At 65.8% G+C, this 24402-nt stretch carries 22 protein-coding genes and 1 tRNA gene; 14 read left to right on the plus strand and 9 right to left on the minus strand.

The annotated features are described in order from the left end of the window. Positions 1-256 precede the first annotated feature (256 nt). The 4 genes from proB to rplU form a co-directional block, all read right to left on the minus strand. Complete coding sequence (gene proB / locus IP91_RS16945; protein WP_145650279.1) at positions 257-1375, minus strand: glutamate 5-kinase; 1119 nt, start codon at positions 1373-1375, stop codon at positions 257-259. Positions 1376-1933: 558 nt separating this feature from the next. Continuing rightward, entirely contained in the window at positions 1934-3043 is a 1110-nt protein-coding gene (gene obgE, locus IP91_RS16950) for a GTPase ObgE (RefSeq protein ID WP_145650280.1), read from the minus strand. 109 nt (positions 3044-3152) lie between these two features. Beyond that, the gene (gene rpmA, locus IP91_RS16955; protein WP_145650281.1) at positions 3153-3416 is read right to left on the minus strand and encodes a 50S ribosomal protein L27; all 264 of its coding nucleotides are present in this window, start codon (positions 3414-3416) and stop codon (positions 3153-3155) included. A 36-nt stretch (positions 3417-3452) separates the two neighbouring features. Further along, the gene (gene rplU, locus IP91_RS16960) at positions 3453-3764 is read right to left on the minus strand and encodes a 50S ribosomal protein L21 (protein WP_145650282.1); all 312 of its coding nucleotides are present in this window, start codon (positions 3762-3764) and stop codon (positions 3453-3455) included. 218 nt (positions 3765-3982) lie between these two features. Here rplU and ispB point away from each other — a divergent pair, with 218 nt between their 5' ends. The 4 genes from ispB to IP91_RS16980 all read left to right on the plus strand — a co-directional run bounded on the left by ispB (position 3983) and on the right by IP91_RS16980 (position 8644). Next, positions 3983-4966, plus strand: coding sequence for an octaprenyl diphosphate synthase (ispB, locus tag IP91_RS16965; protein WP_259772465.1), 984 nt, complete (start codon positions 3983-3985; stop codon positions 4964-4966). Between the two features lie 170 nt (positions 4967-5136). Next, positions 5137-5832: a FadR/GntR family transcriptional regulator gene (locus tag IP91_RS16970; RefSeq protein ID WP_145650284.1), complete on the plus strand. Its 696-nt coding sequence runs from the start codon at positions 5137-5139 to the stop codon at positions 5830-5832. Between the two features lie 177 nt (positions 5833-6009). Continuing rightward, the gene (locus IP91_RS16975; protein WP_145650285.1) at positions 6010-7413 is read left to right on the plus strand and encodes a glycoside hydrolase family 88/105 protein; all 1404 of its coding nucleotides are present in this window, start codon (positions 6010-6012) and stop codon (positions 7411-7413) included. A 10-nt stretch (positions 7414-7423) separates the two neighbouring features. After that, entirely contained in the window at positions 7424-8644 is a 1221-nt protein-coding gene (locus IP91_RS16980; RefSeq protein ID WP_229474583.1) for a BT3233 family polysaccharide utilization protein, read from the plus strand. Between the two features lie 168 nt (positions 8645-8812). On the opposite strand, the gene arsC is transcribed toward IP91_RS16980, so the two are convergent. Continuing rightward, entirely contained in the window at positions 8813-9160 is a 348-nt protein-coding gene (gene arsC / locus IP91_RS16985; protein WP_145650287.1) for an arsenate reductase (glutaredoxin), read from the minus strand. A gap of 132 nt (positions 9161-9292) precedes the next feature. Between arsC and IP91_RS16990 the strand changes: the two genes are divergently transcribed. The 7 genes from IP91_RS16990 (at position 9293) to IP91_RS17020 (ending at position 15125) form a co-directional block, all read left to right on the plus strand. Continuing rightward, positions 9293-9369: transfer RNA gene (locus tag IP91_RS16990), tRNA-Pro, on the plus strand. 151 nt (positions 9370-9520) lie between these two features. Further along, positions 9521-10036 (plus strand): hypothetical protein, encoded by a 516-nt coding sequence (locus IP91_RS16995; protein ID WP_145650288.1) that lies wholly within the window; start codon positions 9521-9523, stop codon positions 10034-10036. 318 nt (positions 10037-10354) lie between these two features. Next, a complete protein-coding gene (locus IP91_RS17000; protein ID WP_145650289.1) occupies positions 10355-11377 on the plus strand; it encodes a glycosyltransferase family 2 protein in 1023 nt (340 codons plus the stop codon). Between the two features lie 15 nt (positions 11378-11392). Further along, positions 11393-12373 carry a hypothetical protein gene (locus tag IP91_RS17005; protein WP_145650290.1) on the plus strand — a complete coding sequence of 327 codons (981 nt, stop codon included), beginning with the start codon at positions 11393-11395 and terminating at the stop codon, positions 12371-12373. Then, positions 12357-13088, plus strand: a complete 732-nt coding sequence (locus IP91_RS17010) for a hypothetical protein (RefSeq protein ID WP_145650291.1) — start codon at positions 12357-12359, stop codon at positions 13086-13088. Before IP91_RS17005 ends, IP91_RS17010 begins: the two co-directional genes overlap by 17 nt. Beyond that, the gene (locus tag IP91_RS17015; RefSeq protein WP_145650292.1) at positions 13085-14194 is read left to right on the plus strand and encodes a glycosyltransferase family protein; all 1110 of its coding nucleotides are present in this window, start codon (positions 13085-13087) and stop codon (positions 14192-14194) included. The genes IP91_RS17010 and IP91_RS17015 overlap by 4 nt, the downstream gene beginning before the upstream one ends. Positions 14195-14204: 10 nt before the next feature. Further along, a complete protein-coding gene (locus IP91_RS17020; RefSeq protein ID WP_145650293.1) occupies positions 14205-15125 on the plus strand; it encodes a fatty acid desaturase family protein in 921 nt (306 codons plus the stop codon). 42 nt (positions 15126-15167) lie between these two features. On the opposite strand, the gene IP91_RS17025 is transcribed toward IP91_RS17020, so the two are convergent. The 3 genes from IP91_RS17025 to IP91_RS17035 all read right to left on the minus strand — a co-directional run bounded on the left by IP91_RS17025 (position 15168) and on the right by IP91_RS17035 (position 20129). Then, positions 15168-16532 carry a TonB family protein gene (locus IP91_RS17025; RefSeq protein ID WP_145650294.1) on the minus strand — a complete coding sequence of 455 codons (1365 nt, stop codon included), beginning with the start codon at positions 16530-16532 and terminating at the stop codon, positions 15168-15170. A gap of 272 nt (positions 16533-16804) precedes the next feature. After that, positions 16805-17947, minus strand: coding sequence for a hypothetical protein (locus IP91_RS17030; protein ID WP_145650295.1), 1143 nt, complete (start codon positions 17945-17947; stop codon positions 16805-16807). 508 nt (positions 17948-18455) lie between these two features. Next, the gene (locus IP91_RS17035) at positions 18456-20129 is read right to left on the minus strand and encodes an ABC transporter substrate-binding protein (RefSeq protein WP_158643164.1); all 1674 of its coding nucleotides are present in this window, start codon (positions 20127-20129) and stop codon (positions 18456-18458) included. 259 nt (positions 20130-20388) lie between these two features. Between IP91_RS17035 and IP91_RS17040 the strand changes: the two genes are divergently transcribed. Then, positions 20389-20955 (plus strand): YdcF family protein, encoded by a 567-nt coding sequence (locus tag IP91_RS17040; protein WP_145650297.1) that lies wholly within the window; start codon positions 20389-20391, stop codon positions 20953-20955. 21 nt (positions 20956-20976) lie between these two features. Here IP91_RS17040 and IP91_RS17045 read toward each other — a convergent pair whose 3' ends face one another. Continuing rightward, a complete protein-coding gene (locus tag IP91_RS17045; RefSeq protein WP_145650298.1) occupies positions 20977-21417 on the minus strand; it encodes a hypothetical protein in 441 nt (146 codons plus the stop codon). A gap of 221 nt (positions 21418-21638) precedes the next feature. Here IP91_RS17045 and IP91_RS17050 point away from each other — a divergent pair, with 221 nt between their 5' ends. Beyond that, complete coding sequence (locus IP91_RS17050) at positions 21639-23429, plus strand: glycoside hydrolase family 2 protein (RefSeq protein ID WP_145650299.1); 1791 nt, start codon at positions 21639-21641, stop codon at positions 23427-23429. A gap of 106 nt (positions 23430-23535) precedes the next feature. Further along, positions 23536-24402 (plus strand): STAS domain-containing protein, encoded by an 867-nt coding sequence (locus IP91_RS17055; RefSeq protein ID WP_145650300.1) that lies wholly within the window; start codon positions 23536-23538, stop codon positions 24400-24402.

Here is a 24402-nt window from a genome sequence, read left to right on the forward strand (position 1 = left end):
TGTCGCTATAGGCTGACCCTCGGGCTCTTCAGGCCCCCAGACCCATCAAGCTGACATGCTCGCAAACACAATTTACGCCATCTTCAAGATATAAGACCCCGACACGGACACGGCCTCAACCAGAGATCGTCAGTCCGCCTGAGGTCTGGCGGCGTTGAAATCAAGGACGGATTCCGCAATCTCCAACGTCATGAGGACGCAGGCACGGTCGAGCTCGTGTCCATGTCGGGGTCTGACCCCAGGGTGGACACACGCTCTACAGCAGCACGAGATTGTCGCGGTGGATCAGCTCGGGCCCTTCGACGAAGCCGAGGATGCCTTCGATCTCCGCGGACGGTTTGCGCAGGATGCGCCGCGCCTCGCCGCTGGTGTAGTTGGACAGGCCGCGGGCAATGGGGATGCCGGCCGGGCTGACGCAGGTGATCACGGCACCGCGGCCGAATTCGCCGCGCACCTCGGTCACGCCGATCGGCAGCAGCGACTTGCCCTCGCGTGACAGCTTCTCCACCGCGCCCGCGTCGATCACGACCTGCCCCGCCGTGTGCAGATGATCGGTCATCCACTGCTTGCGCGCCGTGAGGTGGCCCGTCTGCGCCTGCAGCTCGGTGCCGATCGCTTCGCCTGAGGCGAGACGGGTCAGCACCTCCGGCTCGCGGCCGAATGCGATGACCGTGTGCGCACCGGATTTTGCGGCGCGCTTGGCGGCCAGGATTTTCGTAAGCATGCCGCCGCGGCCCAGGCTGGAACCGGCGCCGCCCGCCATCGCTTCCAGTTGCGGATCGCCGGCGCTGCCCTGCTCGATCAGGAATGCGGCCGGATCCTTTCTCGGGTCGGCGGAATAGAGGCCGCGCTGGTCCGTGAGGATGATCAGGGCGTCGGCCTCGATCAGGTTGGCCACGAGCGCGCCCAGCGTGTCGTTGTCGCCGAACTTGATTTCGTCCGTGACCACCGTGTCGTTCTCGTTGATGATCGGGACGATGCCCAGCGACAGCAAGGTCGTCAGCGTGGAGCGCGCGTTCAGGTAGCGCTCGCGGTCGGCCAGGTCAGCGTGCGTCAGCAGCACCTGCGCGGTACCGATGCCATGGGCGCGGAAATTCGTTTCGTAGATCTGCGCGAGGCCCATCTGGCCGACGGCCGCGCAGGCCTGCAGTTCGTGGATGCCGGTGGGACGGTGCTCGAAGCCGAGGCGCAGCATGCCCTCGGCGATGGCGCCGGAGCTGACCAGCACGACCTGCTTGCCGCGCAGCCGCAGCGCGGCGATCTGGGCGGCCCAGCGTTCGATGGCGGCCTGGTCGAGGCCACGACCATCGTTGGTGACGAGCGAGGAACCGACCTTGACGATCAGGCGGCCGGCGTTCTGGATGACGGAATTCATGGGGCGGCGAATCTCTTGTTCAACGGTGATCGGGTCGCCGGGCCGTTCGCCCCGCTTTGCCGCGGACGCAGCGCTCCACCGCGGTTGGCGGAAGGCGAGGTCACAGTCGAGAGAATTTTAACCGGTAACGCCGCGCTCCACCGAACAAGATTAGGATCGACGCGATAGTGGACCCGGCGACCTGGGCATCGAGGCACGCCACCCGCGTGATCGCCAGCCATCCCCCAGCTTCCAGGTGACAGAGCAAACGGTAACGCGCTGTCACCCGCGCCGGTGGAATCGAGACACGCCACGTCGGCGATTGCCGGCCCTTCCCCAGCTTCGGTGACAGAGCAAACGGTAACGCTGTCACCCGCGCCGGTGGAATCAGGACACGCCACGTCGGCGATGGCCGGCCCTTCCCCAGCTTCGGTGACAGAGCAAACGGTAACGCTGTCACCCGCGCCGGTGGAATCGGGACACGCCACGCCGGCGATTGCCGGCCCTTCCACAACTGGCGACGACAGCGCCAATGCAAAGGGCCCGCAGCGCGGGCCCTTCGTTACAACGTCTACCAGGTCAGTCGATGACCTTGAAGCGGGGATCGTCCGGATCGATCGACGAGATGCCGCGCGCTTCTTCCGTCATCTGCGTTTCTTCGGAACGCTGCACCGTGTGGCGCTTCTCTTCCAGGTACTGGTAGATGGCGGTGACGAGTTCCTGCGTGCCTTCGCGGGACAGCGCGGAGATCTCGAACACGGGACCCTTGAAGCCGAACTTCTTGACGAAGTCCTTCACGCGCTTGGCGCGCTCCGCTTCCGGCACCACATCCAGCTTGTTCAGCACCAGCCAGCGCGGCTTGTCCAGCAGCGCTTCGTCGTACTTCTCCAGCTCCTTGACTAGCGCCTTGGCTTCCTTCACCGGATCCACGGTCGCCTCGAACGGCGCCAGGTCGACGATGTGCAGCAGCAGGCCGGTGCGCGACAGGTGGCGCAGGAACTGGTGACCCAGGCCCGCACCTTCGGCGGCGCCTTCGATCAGGCCAGGAATGTCGGCGATGACAAAACTCTTCTCGTGCGACACGCGCACCACGCCCAGGTTCGGATGCAGCGTAGTGAACGGGTAGTCGGCGATCTTCGGCTTGGCGTTCGAGACGGCCGTGATGAACGTCGACTTGCCCGCGTTCGGCATGCCCAGCAGGCCCACGTCCGCCAGCACCTTCAGCTCCAGGCGCAGGGTGCGACGTTCGCCTTCCTTGCCCTCGGTCTTCTGGCGCGGCGCGCGGTTGGTCGAGGTCTTGAAGTGGATATTGCCCCAGCCGCCCTCGCCGCCCTTGGCCAGCAGCTCGGTCTGGCCGTGTTCGGTCATGTCGGCCAGCATCTCGCCCGTCTCGTCGTCGAGAATCAGCGTGCCGACGGGCACGCGCAGGGTGACATCGTCGGCGCCCTTGCCGTAGCAGTCGGAGCCGCGGCCCGGTTCGCCGTTCGACGCGCGGTGCATCTTCGAATAGCGGTAGTCCACGAGCGTATTGATGTTACGGTCGGCCACGGCCCAGATGGTGCCGCCCGTGCCGCCGTCGCCGCCATCGGGGCCGCCGAACGGGCGGAATTTCTCGCGCCGGAAAGAGGCGCAACCGTTGCCGCCGTCGCCGGCGATGACTTCGATACGTGCTTCGTCGATGAACTTCATGAATACCGCCTTAAACTAAGCGCCTGAAAATGAAAAAAGGCTCTACCGTCGGCAGAGCCTTTCGATAAGAAGGCTTGCGCCTTGCTTTACCGCGTTGTCTGGATACTGATTACTGAGCAGCCGGAACGACGGTAACGAACTTGTTGTTGCCAGCGCCCTTGGTCACGAACTTGACCACGCCGTTCACCAGTGCGAACAGGGTGTGGTCCTTGCCCGTGCCCACGCCTTCACCAGCGCGCACCGGGGTGCCGCGTTGACGAATGATGATGCCGCCGGCATTGATCGTTTGACCGCCGTAAACCTTCACGCCGAGGCGCTTTGATTCGGAATCGCGGCCGTTGCGGGTAGTACCGCCACCTTTTTTGTGTGCCATTTATTGCTCCTTGAAGACTAATTCAGACAACAGCGATTAGCCGTTGATCGAAACGATTTGGATTTCGGTGTAGTTCTGGCGATGGCCCTGGTGCTTCTGGTAGTGCTTACGACGGCGCATCTTGAAGATCTTGACCTTGTCGTGACGACCTTGGGAAACCACTTTCACCAGAACCGTTGCACCTTCAACCAGTGGAGCACCAAACTTGATGGTGTCGCCCGCGCCAACGGCGAGGACTTGATCGATGGTGAGTTCGGAACCAATGTCAGCAGGTATCTGTTCTACTTTGAGTTTTTCGCCAGCGACAACTTTGTATTGCTTGCCACCGGTTTTTATGACCGCGTACATGATTTGAAACCTCATCAAATGTTAAGAAAATCCCCCGCTCGACACCCTGGCAGCGATGAAAACTGCCTGGACGGATGCCGGGGAACCAACGATTATACATGGCAGGCAAAATCGCGTCAAAAACTATTCACAAAGGCATGCGCTCGTGGTATGTCGGCAACGAGAAGCGTGCATGTCGTATAATTCGCGGCAACTCTATCGACCCAAGCAGGCTTGCCTTGTCCACCCCCGCCACCAGCCAGAACAGCATCATCAGCACCATCGCGCCCGACATGGACGCCGTCAACGGCGTGATCCGCGCCCGCCTCCATTCGGAAGTGCCGCTGGTGAACCAGATCGCTGAATACATCATCAGCGCGGGTGGCAAACGGATCCGTCCCGTGCTGGTGCTCCTGGTGGCCAACGCCTACTCCTATCAGGGTGCCGCGCACCACGAACTGGCCGCGGTGGTCGAATTCATCCACACCGCCACGCTGCTGCACGACGATGTCGTCGACGAATCGTCGCTGCGCCGCGGCCGCGCCACGGCCAATGCGCTGTTCGGCAATGCCGCCTCGGTGCTGGTGGGCGACTTCCTGTATTCGCGCTCGTTCCAGATGATGGTCGCGCTGGACAATATGCGCGTGATGCAGATCCTGTCGGATGCCACCAACGTGATCGCCGAAGGGGAAGTGCTGCAGCTGCTGAACATGCATGACCCGGACGTGACGGAAGAGAGCTACCTGAAGGTGATCCGCTCGAAGACGGCCAAGCTGTTCGAGGCGGCCGCCGAACTGGGCGCGCTCGTTTCCGGTGCCAGTGATGCGCAGATCGCCGCCGCCGGCGAATACGGCCGCTCGCTGGGCACCGCCTTCCAGCTGATCGACGACGTGCTCGATTATGCGGGCGACGCCAGCGAGATCGGCAAGAACGTCGGCGACGACCTTCGCGAAGGCAAGCCCACGCTGCCCCTGATCTACCTGATGGAACACGGCACCGAAGCGCAGCGCCAGCTGGTGCGCGCCTGCATCGAGTCGGGCGACGAGCAGCACTTCGACACCATCCTTTCCGCCATCACCTCCGGCGGCGCGCTCGACTACACGCGCCGCGCTGCCGAAGCGCAGGCCGACCGCGCCATCGACGCGCTGGGCAACATGCCGTCCGGTCCGTACAAGGACTCGCTGCTGCAGCTGGCACGCTTTGCGGTGGACCGGACGCACTGAGCATCCGCCAGGGCCGCGGTACCGAGCGGCCCTTCCAAAATAAAGCCTTCTTCCGGGCAACGCGGATGTTAACATCCCTGCAAGTCGGCAGTACAATCGACCGCAGAGACACCGTGCACGACGCACGGACCACAACGATAAACGAGCGTTCCCACCGAGGGCACCCATCCATGAGAAAAAACTCCGCCGCCAGTGAGCCCCACGTCGCCGAGCCGCGGCTGTACCGCGTCGTCGCCGAACGCGTGCAGCAGATGATCCAGAGCGAGAAGATCGGCCCGGGCGAGCGCCTGCCGGCCGAACGGGACCTGGCCGGCAAGCTGTCCGTCAGTCGCGCCTCGCTGCGTGAAGCGCTGATCGCGCTGGAGCTGGGCGGCGTCGTCGAAGTGCGGGGCGGCTCCGGTGTCTACGTCTGCGAGAAGCCCCTGCCCGCCGCGGTGCCGGAAACGGGTCCCGGCCCATTCGAGGTGCTGGCCGCACGCAGGCTGATCGAAACCGAGATCGCCGGCATCGCCGCGAAGGTGGCTACCGGCGCCGCCGTCGACGCGATCCTGAAGGCTGTCGAGGAAATGGAACACACCCACCACGACCGCGCCAGCAACGAAGCGGCCGACCGCAACTTCCACCTGGCGATCGCCCGCGCCACCGGCAACACGGCCCTCGTCAGCGTCATCGAATGCCTGTGGAACAACCGCGGCACGCTGTGGCAGAAGCTGAAGGAACACTACCAGACGGACGAGCTGCGCCTGCAGACGCTGCCCGACCACCGCAAGATCCTGGAAGCCATCGCCTCCCACGACCCGGCCGGCGCCCGCCAGGCCATGCGCGCCCACCTCGAACGCGTCACCCGCACCTTCTCGCGCGGCTGACCCCCGCCTCTACAGCCGAGCCCGTGTCCACCTTGGGGTCAGATCCCAAGGTGGACACGGGCTGGACAATTGCGGCGGTTGGCCGCCTTGCGCAAGTGGCCAGACCAATCTAGAATGGCCTGACCAATCGTGACCTCGTTGGTCGCCCTCATTGGCCCCATAAAATACGGAGACAAGGTGAAGAAACCGACCAAACTGCTGGCCGCCCTGGCCTGCTGCACGCTGCTGGGCGCCGCCCATGCCGAAGGCCCCTACCGCAATCCGGACAACAAGAGCCTCAAGGATCCTTCCGAAGGCACGTATCCGATCCCGTACAAGATGCCCGTCGTGGCCGAGATCACCGAGCAGCTGAACCGCATCCGCGCCTACATGGACCAGGCCACGCCGGCCCACGTCGTCAACAAGAAGACGGGTGCGGAGATCACCGACTTCAAGACCCCGATCGCCGATGCCGCCATCGCGGAAAGTGCCGGCGACTACGGCCTGATGGTCTACGAGATGGGCGTGGTGCACGCCGGCCTGCTGAACGCCGCTGCCGCCACCGGCGACAAGAACTTCACCGCGATGACGAAGCGCCACTTCGATTTCTTCGCCAAGACGCTGCCCTACTTCCGCGCGCAGGAAGACAAGTTCCACCTGGAGCGCGCCAACAGCTTCGCCCGCACGCTGGACCCGCGCTCGCTGGATGACTCGGGCTCCATGTGCGCCGCCCTGATGCGCGCCAGGGCCGCCAAGGTCGGCCCGGACCTGTCGCAGATGATCGCCTCGTGCAGCGATTGGGTCGCCAACAAGCAGTTCCGGCTGGAGGACGGCACGATGGCGCGCAAGCGTCCGCAGGCCGTGTCGCTGTGGGCCGATGACATGTACATGAGCATTCCCGCGCTGGCCGAACTGGGCAGGATGACGGGCGAGCGCAAGTACTTCGACCTGGCCGTGGCCAATGTGATGGGCATGTCCTCGCGCATGTTCAATCCCGAGCTGAACATCTTCACGCACGGCTGGCACCAGCACGTGCCGAACTCGCCGCGCTTCTACTGGGCGCGCGCCAACGGCTGGGCGGTGCTGGCGATGAGCGACCTGCTCGACGTGCTGCCGAAGGACCATCCTGGCTACGAGAAGGTGCTGAACCAGCTGCGCCTGACGTTGAAGGGCGTCGCCGAACTGCAGTCCGGCAGCGGCCTGTGGCACCAGATGATCGACCGGAACGATTCGTACCTGGAGACGTCCGCCTCGGCGATGTTCGTCTACACGATTGCCCATGCGATCAACCAGGGCTGGATCAGCCCTACGGTGTATGGCTCCGTCGCCACGGCCGGCTGGTCGGGCCTCGTCACGAAGATCAACGACAAGGGCCAGGTCGAAGGCACCTGCGTCGGCACCACGCTGGCATCGGACCAGGTGTACTACTACCACCGCCCGACCAGCGTGCACGCGCTGCATGGCTACGGCCCCACGCTGCTGGCCGGCGCCGAGATGATCAAGCTGCTGAAGAACCCGAAGGTAAGCGTCGAGTACAAGCTGCGCACCTACCACTTCCAGCCGAAGGATGGCGGCAAGACCGACTACCGCGAACACCAGTAAAAGGATGATGATGACGACGATGAACCGCTCCTGCATGGCTGCACTGGTTGCAGCGCTGGCCCTCCCGGCCGCCCACGCCGCCACGCTGCGCGTGACGCTGACCCAGGATCTCGACACGGCCCGTCCTTCGGAAACCGTGGCGATCCCGTGGACCGACGTGAACGCCGCCCTGCCCGGCGCGCTGATCCAGCGCATCGCGGTGAAGGACGCCAATGGCAACGTGGTGCCGCACCAGGTGACCAACGTGGCACCGCAGGCCAAGGACCCGAAGAACATCGGCGCCGCCTACGGTGAACTGCTGTTCCAGCACAGCTTCAAGGCCGGCGAGAAGAGCGTCACGTACACGGTGGAGAAGATCGAGACGCTGGTGCCCGTCTTCCCTACCAAGGTGTTCGCCCGCTACGTGCCGGAACGCCTGGACGACTTCGCGTGGGAGAACGACAAGCTGGCGCACCGCACCTACGGCCCCGCGCTGATGGCGCCGGCCCCAAGCGGCAGCGGCAAGGAAGTGCTGCAGACGTCCGGCCTGGACCTGTGGTTCAAGCGCGTGCCGTATCCGATCGTCGACCGCTGGTACAACAAGGGCCATGACCACTATCACCATGACGAAGGTGAGGGCATGGACAACTACAACGTGGGCAAGTCGCGCGGCGCCGGCGGCACCGGCATCTGGGATGGCAAGACGCTGCACGTGTCGCAGAACTACGCGGGCTGGAAGGTGCTGGCCAACGGCCCGGTGCGTTCCATCTTCGAGCTGCGCTACGACAGCTGGGACGCGGCCGGCACGCCCGTCACCGAAGTGAAGCGCTTCACGACGGACGCCGGCAGCTACCTGGACCGCATCGACAGCATGTTCGAGTTCAAGGGCGCGGCCACGCTGACGGCGGCGGTGGGCCTGAACAAGACACCAAGCGACAAGGGCGAAGACGGTAAAGTCGCCGTCCGGCGCGACAAGACCGCCGGCACGCTGCTGCAGTGGGTCGAGCAGAAATCGAAAGGCGCCTTCGGCACCGCCGTGATCCTGCCGACGGCGCAGGACTTCGTCGACGACCCGCTGAACAATCTGGTGTACGCACCGGTCAAATCGGGCGAAGCGCTGCGCTACTACGCGGGCGGCGCCTGGAGCCGCGCCGGCGAGATCACCACGGCCGCGCAGTGGCAGGCGTACGTGGCCGATGCCGCCAAACGCTACGCCCACCCGGTCAAGGTCAGCCTGCAGACGCAAAACTGATCCTGCAGAACAGATCCTGCAGAACTGATGATGCAGAACTGACGCGCGGAACGGATCGCGCGTCGCAGCACCCAAGCGCGCCCGCCGTGACTGGCGCCGTTTCGAACGGCACCAGTCACGGCGGGCGTTCTGGCTTTCCAAGAGGATCTCCCTTTAGAGGATTTCCCTTCAGAGGATTTCCTGCACGGTCGCCGGCGGGCGGCACAGGCGCACGCCCTTGTCCGTCACGACGAACGGCCGGTTGATCAGCGCCGGATGCGCCATCATCGCGTCGAGCAGATCGTCGTCGGTGCGCGCGGGATCGGCCAGGTTCAACGATTCGTGCACATCGCCCTTGTCGCGCATCGCCCCGCGCACCGTCAGCCCGGCCTGCGCGATCATGTCCCGCAACCCCTCCCGCGCCGGCGGATTCTTCATGTAGTCGATGACGACGGGTTCGATGCCCGCCGCGCGGATCAGCGCCAGCGCGCCGCGCGAATTGCTGCAGGCATTGTTGTGGTAGATGGTGACGTTCATGGCGGTTTCCTGGATCCTTTGCAGAGAACGCAGGATGGTAATCCATGCGCGCCGGGGTGCCAATGAAACGCCATGCTCCGGTGGAACAGTTGCCATATCACCCCATTCTGGTCTAAAATTTGTCTCACCCGTCGGGGTGTAGCTTAGCCCGGTAGAGCGCTACGTTCGGGACGTAGAGGCCGGAGGTTCGAATCCTCTCACCCCGACCATTGATTCAATATGCGACAGCAGCCTGCGGGCTGCTGTTTTCGTTTACGCCACCTCCTTTGCGATGCTGCCTGGGACGGACTGTGAACATGGGTGATTTCAAGTAGGGAAGAATCCCGCTTCGAGCAGCGCCGACGGCGCAAAGGAATACAAGTGAAAACACCGCTTGCTGGACTGCTGCTGTGCGCCCTCGCTGTCCAAGCCGACGCCAGGCCAAGTTCCACCCTGATTGAAGCGTGCCTGCGTACCGAGACCATGCCGCCCAGCGTGCTTTACACCTCGTTAGCGGCAAATGCCTTCGAGGTGATGGAGGACGAGGATGCCGGCAAAATCCATATCACGCTGCAACACGGCCGCGACAAGGTCGGGATTTGGGAAGTGAAGAACTCGCAAGAGTTCGGCCTGATATTCAATGGAAAAGAGATGCCATTAGCACTTATCGAGCGTCTCGACCACGGCGAACCACCCGCAGTATTCAATCCATACGAAGCCATCTGGGGCAAAGCGCACGAGGGCCGCGAGTCATACATTTGCACCACGTTCAACTTTGGCGGCCTGGGGAAAAGCGGCACTTTCCAGAACCGGCGCGGGCTTTACCTGATCGAACGCCGCCCGCACCCGGGGGCAATTTTCTACACGACAGGCAAAGTTGTACTGGAAGAAAATTAATTTAGCCGCAGTGTCTGCACGACCGACAGGCGTCTTCCATGCGTTGAATGGCCCGTTTCGAGTCATCGCCTGCCCACCTTCCGCTTCTGTAGGCCTCCCGCCACAAAACCTGCATGAGCACGAGGGTGTTGCTCTAGAACAAGTCAAGTCTGCTGAAGCGAAGCAGAATGGCACCTCTACAGGCCGCGAAGCTTTCGCCGGCCTGACTGCCACGAATTCATTTCTCCAGTCGAATTGCTGGATCACCGACGGTCTGTCACACAAGTTCGCAGCATTCATCAATCAACGGCCCGCGTTTGGTCGGGCAACGGAATGCATATGCCACATGAATCCATCGCCGCGCGCACCGCACTGGTACTGGAGACGAACAATTTGCGCGGCGGCGCCGACCCGGATGCGGTCGGCGCCAGCCTGCTGCATGTGATCGGCCTGCTGACCCGGCAGACTGTCGCGCTGGACGCGCTGGCGCAAGTGATCGTCACGCACGATGGCCTGAGCGAGCGCATTCGCACCAGCGCCGAGGAACTTGCCGGCCGCAGCATCGACTTCGTGCGCATCGATGCCGGCACCGGCTACTACCAGGCGAAAAACGAAGGATTCGATGCCGTCCATGGCGACCGCTGCGACCATGTCTGCTTTGCCGACGCCGACTGCAATCCCGCACGCGACTGGCTCGAACAGCTGATCGCGCCACTGGCCAATGCAGCGCCGCCGGCCGTGGTGGCCGGGCGCACCAGCTACGCGGCCACCGTTGCAGGCACCGCCCTGACCACCATCGACTTCATGTACTTCCCCAGTCCCCTGGAGGCGGGTGCGACGCGCAATTTCTACGCGAACAACGTGGTGTTCTCACGCGAAGTATTTGCGCGGCACCGCTACCAGCCGCTCGACGGCATCTATCGCGCGCACTGCCAGGTACTGGGACTACGCCTTCAGGCCGCCGGCGTGGCCCTGCACTACGCGGCACGGGCACATACGGAACACAAGCTGCCTGATACCGGCTTCGAGCTGCTCAAACTGCGCTGGTTGCGCGGCCAGGACACCCTCGGTCTGACTCCCCACCTGGTGCACACCTATCTGCCCCGGTCGCTGCGATGGCTGGGACACAGCGGTCCGGTTGGCCCCCTTTGCGTGCTGACGGCACGGCTCTGGTACAGCCTGCGCGCACTCAATCACCAGGATGCTGCGCCAGTACGCGGCATGCGCCGGGTATCGGCCATTGTGCTGATCGGGATGTTTTCCGCGCTGGACATGCTCGGCGCCCTGTGCGGGGGCCTGGGTATCCGCACCTCGACCGCCAGGGGCGCCGACGCTCAGGCGCTCTCCTACCACCAACGCTGACGACTCGGAGACATCATGCGCTTGCACCTCTACAGGACCATCCTGCAATGGACAGCCCTCGGCGCGCTGGCACTGTCCGGCAACGCCGGCGCCAGCGACCTGGCGGGACAGGGATCGCACTACTTCGCCTCGGCGAGCGGCTGCCCGCTGCCGAAGATCAGCATGCGCGCCGTGCTGTGCAATCGCATCGCCCTCGACGACCAGGCCACCACGGCCACCGTCGATACCGGCACGCACCGCATTCACTTCGACAACACGCGCCGTTACGGCAGGAAGACCATCGTTGGCGACGTGCTGTTGCAAGGCTCGGCACTGGACGAGGCGGGCCGCCGCGTACCCGTAGGCGTGCACCTGATACTAAGCAAGGACGGCGACAGCTGGTCGTTCAGCGGCCATCCGCACACGCCGGTCATGGGACGGTTCAGCGAGGTCCGCATCGACCCGTATCTGGTGGATGTGCCGTCGGAAAGCGGCCGCCGCGTACTGATCTCGGCCGACCAGGCTGCGAAACTGGTCACCGATCCGGCGCTGGCGGCGCGCCTGACCAGCCACCTGGTCCAGGTACGCGACACCCGCGGCACGCATCCGGGCGACGCCGACATCACCATTTTCCTCGGCGCGGGAAAGGCGTCCAAGCCGGTGCTGCGCGCCAGGCTGCAGGGTACCGGCGCCGCAGACGCCCTGCTGGCGCAAGGCACCTGGTCGTTCGAGCTGGAAGCGTTGACCGGCAGGATCCCGGACCAGGTGGTCCGGCGCGAGCTGTTCCTGTATGGCCTGAGCGGCCAGCCGACGCTCGATCCGCTGATGCAGCATGGCTTTGCCTCGCGTGACAGGCTGACCATCGGCGCGGTGGACGGCCGGGGCTATCTGCGTTACGGCGACCGTCAGCAGGCCTTCGACGGCGCGGCAGACGCAGCGGCGGCCTTCCTGCAGCAAAGCTTTATCGGGCTCGTACTGGGTACCCGGTTCGCGGCAGCCGATGCATCCGCACGCTGACGAAGCGCCGCTGCCGGCGGGCCTGGCGGAGCCGGCATTGCGGGGCTGGCCGGCCGTGCAGGCACACTGGGTCGGTACCATCAAGCGTGCCGCCCTGCGCCAGCTGCACGCGAGCGTGGCCGGTGAACGGCTGCTGCTGCGTATCTACCTGATCGGCGAAGAGTCGAGCGAGATCGCGCTGCAGTCCGACCTGCTGGGACAGCCGCCCGCCTGGCTGGCGCGGCAGATGGGCCGGCACCTGGCGGACGAGCGGCTGCACGCTGCCCTGTTTGCTGCCGAGATCGAGGCGCGCGGCGGCATCGCGCAACTGCCTTTGTCTGCGCGGCCGGATGCGCTCACCCTGCGCAAGATCTCCCAATGGCGAACGCTTGCGCAGCGCTGCGCCACCAGCTTTTCCGCAGGCCACCTCATTCCCGCCTTCGCGATCGGCCTGTGCGCCGAACAGACCTTCGCGCGCGTGCTGCGGCGCCATTGCGCGCTGCTTGGCGAAGCGCATCCGCTCTTTTCCCTGCTGGCCCGCGTACTGCGCGACGAAGACCGCCACGTGCGCCTGTGCCAGCATACGCTGGCGCAACTCGTGACGCCTTCCGAGCATGGCCGCCTGGCTGCGCTGCTCGACGAGATTCGCGCCATCGACCGAGCCTGGGGTGTCACCGGTGCACTCATCATGTACCTGGCTGGCGCGGCGTTGCGCGTGTGGCCCGCACGCGCATGAAACCGCTCAGGCTCGCCTATCTGGCAACCGCCGACGCGCGCGGCCACCTGATGCGTGCGCAACTGCTCACTCATGCGTTGCGCGACCACGGCGCCCAGGTCGACGTGCTCACCACATCGGACGAGGGCGCCGCCTTCCTGGCCGGCTTCGGCATCGCTGCGCGGGTGCTGTCGCGCCACTACGCAGTCCAGTTCGACGCCCGGCAGAACATGCTGCGCGCAGAAACCGACGCCAATATCGCCAGCTATGTATTCCGGCCGTCGCGGATGTGGCGCGACATCCTGCACCTGCGTGTCGCCCTGCGCGGTGCAGACCTGGTCGTGAACGACTCGTTTCACCCGGCACTGCTGTTCATGGGCTGTATGCCGGCGTGGCGCGGCAAGATAGTCCATGTCTACGGCACCAGCTTGCGGCAGGCCGTGCAGAACAATTTTTCGGGGCGCTTGCCAGGCCTCCTGTCACGCCTCTTCCGACGCATCGTGGGATGGCAGATCGATGCCAGCCTGGCCCGCATCGAGCACGATTTCAGCTATGCGGCGACGCGCGACGGTGCCACGTTCCGCCTGCCGACGCCGGTCGTGGTGGCAGACACGGCACCACCCCGCGCCCAGCCCTGCGCCGCCGTCTACCTCAATCCCCATTTCCGCGATCCCCGCCTGGCCGACGGCCTGGAAGCAGGCCTGGACTGCGCCGGCGTGCACGCAACGCTGGTCGGCGAAGGCTATGCCGGCCGCGCTGGCTGGACAGCGCAGGACGCCGCCTGGGTGGAACAGGCTGCCGCAAGCAACCTGATCGTCTCGGCGCCCGGCATGGCGGCCTTGTCGGTGGCCCTGGTCTACCACCGCCCCATCGTGCTGGTGCTGACCGAGCAGCCGGAGCAGAAGATCAACGCCGCGCGCGCCGCCGAGCTGGGGCTGGCGCACCGCATCGTCCTCTGGCGGGGTGACGCGGCGGCGTTCGCGCGGCACATATCGACTGCCTGCAACGATCTGCTGCAGGGCACCGTCTGCCTCCCGGCACAGGATGGCCGCGCCGTTGCCGGCGCACGCCTGCAAAGCTGGGTCGCGCTGCTGCACGAGCTGGCCACGCGGGGGGAGCACCGATGAGGCAACCATCATGAGACATGCATTGCCCGCCCATCTCACCACGGTCAGCAATCCACGCGCGCTGCTCGCCATCGCTCTCGACTGGGCACTGATCATTGCCTGCTTCGTCGCGGCGATTCGCTTTCCCCATCCACTGGTGTTCCTGGCGAGCGCCATTCTCATCGCACGCACCCAGCTCGCGCTGGCGGTGCTGATGCATGAAAGTGCGCACGGCACCTTGCTGTCGCAGCAGCGCCTGAACGATATCGCCGGCCAGCTGTTCGCGGCCGCGCCACTGCTGCTGGTCATGGACTTCTACCGGCGCGGGCACCTGCAGCATCACCGTGCGCCAATGGCGGCAGACGATCCGGTTGCCATCACATTCGGCATCGACGACTATCCGGTCACGCGGGAGGAGTTGAGGTGGCGCCTGTTCAAGGACGCTACCGGCATTGGCTACTTCCTCAGCGTGCGCAGGCTGGTGCGCGCCCGGGAGCGTGCCCGCACGCCGCTCCGGACCGCCAGCCAGGGCAAGGCGTTCCACGCAATCGCCAGCATCGTAGCAGTACAGGGCACGATGATTGGCCTGCTGGCTGCAGCCGGCCATGCGGCGTTATATGCGGGCCTCTGGATCCTGCCGGCGGTCACCTTGCTGCCACTGTTCGGACGCATCCGCGCCATCACCGAACATGCCGGCTACCGGGCTTCGGAAGACCAGCGCCTCAGTGCCCGTACCGTCGTACGACGCAGCTGGCAGACCTTTTTCGTCGGTCCCCATGCCATCCATTACCACATCGAGCATCACGAATATCCGCGCGTGCCCTTTTATCGGCTGGCCCGGGTGCATACGCTGATGGCACAGCAAGGCCGCCTGCCGGCGGCCAACCTGTACCGCTCGTATGGCCAGGTGCTGAAGGACGTCAGCCAGCTCGCGAACACCGGCAGCCACTGAGCGCGCGTGCAGGCATGGCCAGCGCCCGCATTGAAGCTGCGCTCAATCCAGCGTAAACACATACTCCATCGTGGTCCACACCGGCTCAGCGCCATCGTTCCCCGCCACCTTGAACCGGCACTGCGACAGCGCCTTGCGCGCCGCGTTATTCAGCTCGCTCGATCCGCTGGACTTCTGCACTTTCGATTCCATCACCCGGCCATCGCTGCCGACCAGCAGCGCCAGCCGCACCGTACCGCTCTCGCCGTTCTTGTAAGCGTTCTTCGGATAGGCCGGCAGCGTGCAGGCCCGCGGGTCGGCAATCACGGCCTGGCGCAACCCGGCATTGGCATTGGGCGCGTTCGGGACATTGGCCGGCAGCGTGCCCGCCGGGCCGGCATCGGCCGTGTTCCGGCCGAGAACGGGCGCTACGCTTGCCCGGCCCGCCTCGCCCGCGATGACGGCATGGTTGCGAGCCGGCTCAGGCGGCGGCGGGCGCTCGCTGACCGACTGCGAATGTGGTGCTTCGGTTTGCGTGACCGTGGCGGCATTCGGGACGGGTGCCGCCGGCGTGCCGTTCGCACTGGCTGCCACGTCTGTCCGTTGTGGCGCCGCTTGCTTCGCCCCTGCAGCCGGTGCCGCCGCATTCGCTGCCTGTCTGGGCAGGTCGAGCTTGTGCAGGCCCAGGCCCATGCTCTTCAACATGGCCGTCAGGCGCTCGAAATCCGATGCCTTGGCCGCGGCGCTCGCTGCATCCTGCCCACGCGGCAGCGGCGCGGACGGGGATGGTGTCGCGCTGACCGATCGGGAAGCGGCGGCATCCGGTGCTGGCAGCGCATCGCGATCGGACGCCGTGCCCGACTGGCCAGGCTGGCCGGACGATGCCACTCGCGGCTGCTGCGTCGACGTGGTGGCGCTCGTCGCGCCCGGCGTGGTGGCATTACCGGATGCCTCGAGCGCCGCCTGTTCCAGCAGCAGCATTTGCCGGTTCTCGCGCCAGATCGACCAGCAAATGCCCACCGCAAGAACCGCCACGAGGCAGGCGGAAAACGCGGCGATGCGCCCGCTGCGGCCGGCCGCGTAGCGGCGCAGACGAGCCCGGACTGTGCCGGTGGCGGATGCCGCGCGCTCATCGGCGGCATCGCGCGCAGGATGGCCCGCTGCGCGTGCCTCATGAACACCGGCGTACTGCGTGGACGCACCTTGCCCTTGCTGGATCTGCAGATCGTACAGTTCCCTCCGGTCCGCATCGGACAACACGCTGTAGGCGAGGTTCAACCGCGCCATCACGCTTTCCGCGTCACCGCTCCCGACATTCTTGTCCGGATGATGCTTCTGCGAGAGCGAGCGGTAGGCTGCGCGGATGACTTCGGCGGGGGCATCGCGGGTGACTTTGAGCGTCTCGTAATGGCACTGGAAGTTTCGCATCGGAGCTGGATTCGCGATTCATGCCTGCACGCATCGACCGCGAAGTTACAAAGATGATAATGAACAAAAGATACTATAGGGAGTATCGGATGCTAACTAGCTTTTACTGTCATTATCAGCGCGAAAATTGCAAAAATACAACAATTCTCTTCAGCATCGCCCGGCAGCGTGATCGCGGTGCACGCTGCAATGCCCGACGGTCGGTGTCCGGGTCGCTCGGTTGACGTCGACTGAGGCCGGCAATGGCGCCCGTCGCCGGCCCGGCCCGCCCGTCAGCGTGCGAGGGGCAGCGTGTGCAGCAAAAGGCTGCCGTTGCTTTTGCGGGTGACGACGACCAGCCTGTCCTCCAGCGCCAGCACATTGACGGGTTCGCCACTGATGCCGGCGACCGCGGCCTCGGCGCCGCTCGGGCGCGCGATGGCCACCAGCCGCGCCGGGTCCTGCGAGCGGCCGCAGGGCGAGCGTATGGCGTACACGGTTCCAGCAGTGGCGCTGATGCTGCCGGTCTGGCAGAACGTGCTGGCCAGCGTGCGGCTGTCCTTCAACTTGCCGTCCGGCCCCACCACCGTCAGGGTCGTGCTTTTCCCCACCACGGCGAGCGATACCACATCGGCTGCCGCCGTCACCGTCGTGGCAATGTCCTCGGCCTTCGCTTGCACCGGGCGCAGACTGAACTGGTATTTGCCAGCCACGATTTTCGACACGGCGTAATCGTCCGCCAGAGCATCGGCAGCATCGGACGCCGGCAGGAAATTGCCCGCCACATGCAGCGCACCGTCGGCCAGCCGGGCCGAGGCGCCGCTGGCAAAGGCGCCTTTTTCCACCCGGCTCGTTCGGGCTTCCTTCAATAACGGGTCCACCCTGGCGAAGAAGATCGCATTGGCCTGGCGGCCGGCTTTCACGTCGTTCGTCATGCCGCTCACCGTGACGCCACCCGCATCCGCACCAAGGGCATACACGAAGGCATTTCCGGAACCGGTTGCAAGCGGCTTGACAGCGGCGACCCTGCCCTGGTCGTCGAACCGGTACAGGTACACCTGCGCACGGTTCAGCGAACGCTCCGAATGCGAGTCGACATTGGCCGCCACGTACAGCGACCTGCCATCCGAGCCGCAGGCGATGAAGCGGCTGGCAGCCTGGCCGTCCGGTGCCGCCACTGCCTGCTGCCACAGCACCTTGCCCTCGGCGAGGCTGTACAGCGTGACCGTGCCGCGCGACTGCAGATCACCATCCGGATCCATCGCCTGGCCGACGATGCACAAGCGGCCGCCCGCTACCGGCGCGATCTGCCGGACGTAGGTCGACAGGTGCGGCTGGCTCAGGACGACCGGCGCAGTGGTTGCAGCAGTTGCCGGTACCAGGGCGGCGACGCCCAGCCAGGCCAGCGCCAGCGTTTCAAGCGAAGCAAATTTCATCGAGCGTCGTCATTTAAAATTCTTAAAAGTTTATTTTATATTAATAATCAATTTAGAATATCGCCCTTCACGTCCTTCTCCGCCAACCCGAACCAGCCTCCGTTCGAACCACTCCTGGCCGGAAACGTCATCAAGCAGGACGAGTACGACCGCGCTGTCGATGCCAGCCGAACCGGCGCTCGACTCCACGGTCATGACACTGATCTGGAGGATGGTGGCAAAAGCGATCGGCCAGGAGTGCTGCTCTGCGCTGTTCGCCGGACTGGAAGCGTTGCAGGAGACCGGCATCCAACAAGGCAGCACCCGCGCATGGCCATCCCTGCCGAAGCGGACGACGTGCAGGCTGGCGGCCGGCCAGGCGGCGGCACGCGCTGCCGACGGGGGTGGCTGGAAGAGGATTGCCGGGCTGCTGCTGGCCGGCGCCGGCGCGTTCCGTTTTTCCTGCCGCCGGCCACGTGTCCGGCTGCGCGGACCCGGCCGTGCTCAGGAATCCGGCATGTGCACGGGACTACTTTACCGGCGTGCCGTCCGGCTCCAGCCACGCGCCCGTGAGGATCGGCGTGTTGTGCGTGGTATCGAACAGCACGCCATGCAGCCGTTTCGAATAGGCGATCAGGTGGTGGCTTTCGTGCAGCGGCACCACCGGCACCAGTTCGGTCAGCAGCTTCTGCGCCTGGCGGTACAGGCTGTCACGCTCCCCTGCATCCTGCGACTGGCGGGCGCGCAGCAGCAGGTCGTCCAGCTGCGGATCGGCGAGGCGGCCGGTATCCTGGCCAAAGGTGTTCTGCCGCGCGACCTGGCTGCCGTGATACAGCAGGAACAGCACATCCGGGGTCGCCGCCGACCACCAGCCGCCCGTCAGCGCATCGTACTGGCCGGCACGCACCGTTTCCGACAGGGCGTCGCCCTTCACCGGCTTCAGGCGCAGCTCGATGCCCGCCTTCTTCAGGTCCGACTGGATCGCCAGCACCGATGCCGGCGGCGTGCGCTCGTCGCCCGTCGTCAGCAGCTCGGCACTCAGGCGCCGGCCGTCCTTGCTGCGGATGCCGTCGGCGCCGCGCTGCGACCAGCCGGCGGCATCGAGCAGGCGCGCCGCGCCGGCCGGGTCGTAGGCCAGCACGTCCTTGTAGGTAGCCACGTAACCGGGCGTATTCGTGCCCAGGAAATCCGCTTTCGGGATGAACTCGCCGGAACTCATGTCGCGCGTGACCGTGGCGCGGTCGATGGTCAGCGCGGCGGCGCGGCGGATGCGCACATCGTCGAACGGGAAGCGCGCCGTGTTGAACGCCAGGCTGCGCATCGGGCTGCCGGGACGCACCCGGTTCGAAAACACCAGTTCGGGATCGGCGCGCAGCTTGCGGCCATCCGTCAGTGCCGCTTCGAAGGTGAGCTGGTGCTGCCCGGCCTGCAGGGCGGCCGTGCGCGCCGCATCGTCGTGTACCGCCTCGATGACGATGCCCTCCAGGTAGGCCGGCCCCTTGTGGCGCAGGTAGTCCGGCGCCCACGCATAATCGGCGCGCCGCTTCAAGACGGCCCGCTTGCCGGGCAGGTAGTCGGCCAGCACGAAGGGGCCGGTACCGACCGGACGCACCGCTATGCTGTCCGGGTCGGCGAGGATCTGCCGTGGCGAGATGAAGCCCAGCCAGGTCTGCGCCAGGAACGACAGGAAGGCCGGATACGGCGCGTCCAGCCTCGCCTCGAAGGTATAGCGATCGACCGCCACGCCCTCGCGATACGGCGACAGGTAGGCATTCGAGATGCGCGACTGCGTGCCAAGCTGCTTGATGCGTTCGAAGTTGACGCGCACCGCCTCGGCATCGAAGCGCGTGCCGTCGCTGAAGGTCACGTCGCGCCGCAGGTGGAAGGTGTAGACCCGCCCATCCGGCGAGACCTGCCACGATGTGGCCAGCCAGGGCGTGGCCACGCCGGCGTGATCGAGGTAGACCAGGTTGTCGAACACCAGACGGCTTTGCCACAGCAGGTTTCCGGCATGCAGCCGGTGGATGTCGAACGATCCCGCTTCGTAGGAGGCGCTGGTGTGCAGCACGCCGCCGCTGCGGCCGGCCGACTGTTCGATGTAGTCGCTGGCCGGATAGTGCAGCGACGCTGGCGCGGCCTGCGCAATGGCGGCGGCCATGCCGAACGTGAAGAGCAGGCTGGCGAGAAGACGGACAGGGGGCATGGATTGTGGGCGGCCGGTCGGGACAGCGGCGCGACGTTGTGATCGGGAGGGCAAGACTACCGCCCCCTCCCCGTCCGGCCAACCAAGAATTTTTGCTATCGATATTCCGGCCGATGGCTGTCCCGCTGCACCCGGACCAGCCGGAAGTGGCATCATGGCGCATGTCCCTGCTCATTGCTCGTATCGTGCCAGTCCTTCGCAGTCGCTCCCGGCCCCGGAGCGGTAACATGGAAGCATCAAAGCATGAAAGCATGAAAGCATGAAAGCGGTGAAAGCGTTCCTCTACCCCGTCATCCTGCTCCTCCTGGCCTGCGCCGCCGCCATCGCCGCCGACGGCCTGCGCGACGACGCCCGGGCAAGCGACGTTGGCGTGGTGCTGGGATCGAAGGTGATGCCGGACGGGACACCGTCCGGGCGCCTGCAGGCACGCCTCGACAGGGCCGCCGAACTGTACCGGCAGGGCCTGGTCAGGCACATCATCGTCAGTGGCGGCACGGGCAAGGAAGGCTTCAGCGAAGCCCGTGTCATGGCCGACTACCTGGCCGGCCGGCAGGCGATTCCCCGCGCCGCCATCCTGCTCGACGAAGCAGGCAACACGACGGAGGCAACGGCGCGCAACAGCGCGGCCCTCATGAAGGCGCATGGCTACACGAGCGCCATCGTCGTCACACAATTTTTCCACATCACGCGCAGCCGCTACGCCCTGCAGCGCGCCGGCGCCGCCACCGTCCATGGGGCGCACGCCCGGTATGCCGAGGCGCGCGACGCGTACTCGCTGGCGCGGGAACTGGTGGCGCTGCCGGCCTACTGGCTCGAGGCCCGCTGAGCCGGAGCAGCTGCCTGCCGGCTACTTCCGGAACATCACGGCCTCGCCACGCCCGGCGTGGCCGCATTTCTTCGGCAGCTTCTTCTTCATGGCAGCGTCGTCGAACGAGACCCATGCCGGCCGTCCCTTGCCGGGTACCGGCATGCTGAACACCACGCTCCCGTCCGCGTCGTAGAACACCGCGATCGGCGCCGTCTCCCTGCCGTCGTCGCCCTGGGGATTGAAGACTTCCAGCTCGACCTTGTCGCCCAGGTCCTCGAAGCCGGCCACGGCACGGCCGTCGCGCTGGTAGGTGCAGTCCGGCCCGCTCTGGCGGTAGTGGTAGTCGAAGGACGGCACGCCGCGCCGGTCGGTGCGCCAGTTCTGCACCGACAGCGAGCGCGTCACCGCGCCTTCCCGGAGAGTCAGGTCGAGCGGCGGCGGAGCGGCCTGCACGCCGGCGGCACCGGCAATACACAGCACAAGGGCAGTCCCCCAACGATCGCATCCCGTCATACTTACTATCCTCCTGTCGTGTCCACCCGTGTCGCCGCTCGGCAGCGGGACTTCCGGCAGTGGTGGCGCCAGATTGTACCGGCATGCCGGGCGCGGCCTTGCCCGCATGGCGCGACGGAGCAACGCCTTGGCGGCCGCACGCTTGATCCGTACCGCCCGCCATCGGTCATTCGCGCTACCATGCCGCGATGACAACGCCCGACCTCCACCCCACGCCCCAGTTCACCCGCCCGCGCTGGGCCAGCCTCGATGGCGCCTGGGAGTTCGCGTTCGACGACGCGGACCTCGGCCGCGGCGCGGGCTGGCACGATGGCCGCGCGCTGCCGCTGTCGATCGAGGTGCCCTTCCCCTACCAGAGCGAACGCTCCGGCATCGGCACGCAGGACATCCACGAAATCGTCTGGTACGCGCGGGGCTTCGAGGTGCCGGAGGACTGGCGCGACGACGACCTGCTGCTGCACTTCGGCGCCGTCGACTACAGCACCGAAGTGTGGATCAACGGCCGGCTGGCGGGACGCAACCGTGGCGGCCACGTGCCCTTCTCGTTCGACGTGGCACCGTTCCTGCAGCCCGGCAGCAACCGCATCACGCTGCGCGTCGAGGACCGCCAGGACCCGTGCCAGCCGCGCGGCAAGCAGTCGGCCTCCGGCAAGCCGGTGCGCATCTACTACTGGTGCACCACCGGCATCTGGCAGGGCGTCTGGCTCGAACCGGTGCCGGCCCTGCGCATCGATACGCTGCGCATCGTGACGGCCGAACCGGATGGCCGCCTGTCGGTACAGGTGCAGCTGCATGCGCCGAGCGCCGGCTGGACCGTGGAACTCGATGTGCTCGATGAATCGGGAAACCGCGTCGCGTTTGCCCAGGCGGAGACGCCGATGGCGACCGTCACGCTGGAAGCGCGCATCGATGCGGCGCGGCCGTGGTCGGACCGCGATCCCTACCTGTACGGCCTGCGGGTGCGGCTGGTGCGCGACGGTGCGGTGCTGGACGAAGTGGCGTCCTATTGCGGCCTGCGCCGCTTCGAGGCGCGCGACGGCCGGTTCTGGCTGAACGGCGAACAGACCTTCCTGCTGATGGCGCTCGACCAGGGCTACTGGCCGGACACCAACCTGGCCGCGCCGTCGCCGGCGGCGCTGCGCGAGGACGTGGAATGGCTGCGCCGCCTCGGCTTCAATGCCGCGCGCAAGCACCAGAAGATCGAGGATCCGCGCTGGCTGTACTGGTGCGACCGCCTGGGCGTGCTGGTGTGGGAAGAGATGCCGAATGCGCGCAGCTGGTCGCTCGATGCCGAGGAAGCGCTGCTGGCCGAATGGGAGCGCGCCGTGGAGCGGGACCTGAACCATCCCTGCATCGTGGGCTGGGTGCCGCTGGTGGAAAGCTTCGGCTTCGGCGCGCTGCACCGCCATCCGGGCCAGCACGCGTTCATCGAAAAACTCGTGCAGCGCACGCGCCGCATCGATCCGACCCGCCCCGTCATCGACAACGACGGCTGGGAACACACGGACCTGACCGACGTCTGCTCGATCCACGACTACACGCAGCCCGGCGAAAAGCTGGCCGCCCGCTATGCCGAGGCGAATGCCACCGGCGTGCCGCCGCTGCAGGGCTGGTACAAGGACAAGCCGCTGTTCCTGCCCGGCGGCCGGTACCGCGGGCAGCCCGTGGTGCTGTCCGAAGTGGGCGGGTTCCTGAGCGTGCCGGAGGAAGCCGGCGCGCCGCGCGACCGGCTGTTCGACTACTACGGCAGCGTCGGCTCCGCCGAGGAGCTGCTGGCCAAATACCGCGATCTGATGGAGCACCTGGGCACGCTCACCTTCCTGGCCGGCTTCTGCTATACGCAGTTCACCGACGTGGAACATGAAAAGAACGGCCTGCTCACCTTCGACCGGCAGCCGAAGATCGACCCGGCAGCGGTCGCGGCCCTGCACCGCGCCCTGCTGGACCGGTTCGGAGGCTGCGCTTGCGATGATTCGTGAACAATAAGATAACGTGTGGCTTGGAAATTGTTCCACCCCGTATCATGTGTTCGGTAGCGAACTGTTACACTAACCGGTTCAGATCGACATTTTTCTCGGAGAACGCATGAGCATGGCATCGACCGGCCACCTGGCCACCGTCATTAGCGCAAATCAGGAATCCCTGCTGGCAGGCTGGCTCGATGGCATGCTGTCGCGGCTGGTGCGTCGCGACAAGGCGGCCGAAGGCGAAATCCGCCAGCAGGCGGCCCGCTTCATCCCGCTCGTCGTCAAGGCAGTACAGCAGGGCCAGACCTACGACTTCGCCGCCCCGGCGTGGGCCGAAGTGCGCCAGGCGCTGGCGGAGATTTCCGCATCGCGCGTGCGCCAGGGCTTCTCGCCCACCGAAACGGCCACCTTCATCTTCTCGCTGAAGGAGCCTGTTTTCGCGCTGCTGCGCCAGCAGCTGTCGGGCGATCCGGCCACGCTGGCCGCGGAAGTGTCGGACACCGGCGCGCTGTTCGACCGCATGGGCCTGTTCACGGTCGAGGAATACCAGAAGGGCCGCGAAAGCGTGATCATGCGCCAGCAGCAGGAACTGCTGGAGCTGTCCACGCCCGTCGTGCAGCTGTGGAAGGATGTGCTGGCACTGCCGCTGATCGGCACGCTCGACAGCGCGCGCACCCAGGTGGTGATGGAAAACCTGCTGCAGAAGATCATCGAAACGGGCGCCTCCATCGCGATCATCGACATCACGGGCGTGCCTACCGTCGATACGCTGGTGGCGCAGCACCTGCTCAAGACCGTGGCCGCGGCGCGCCTGATGGGTGCCGACTGCATCATCAGCGGCATCCGTCCGCAGATCGCGCAGACCATCGTGCACCTGGGCGTGAACCTGGAAGACGTGATCACCAAGGCCACGCTGGCGGACGCCTTCCTGGTCGCGCTCAAGCGCGTCGGTGCGTCCGTCGTGCGCGTCGACGCGGCGAACTGA

Origin of the sequence: Pseudoduganella lurida (assembly GCF_007830455.1) — a bacterium.
GTDB classification, from domain to species: Bacteria; Pseudomonadota; Gammaproteobacteria; order Burkholderiales; family Burkholderiaceae_D; genus Rugamonas; species Rugamonas lurida.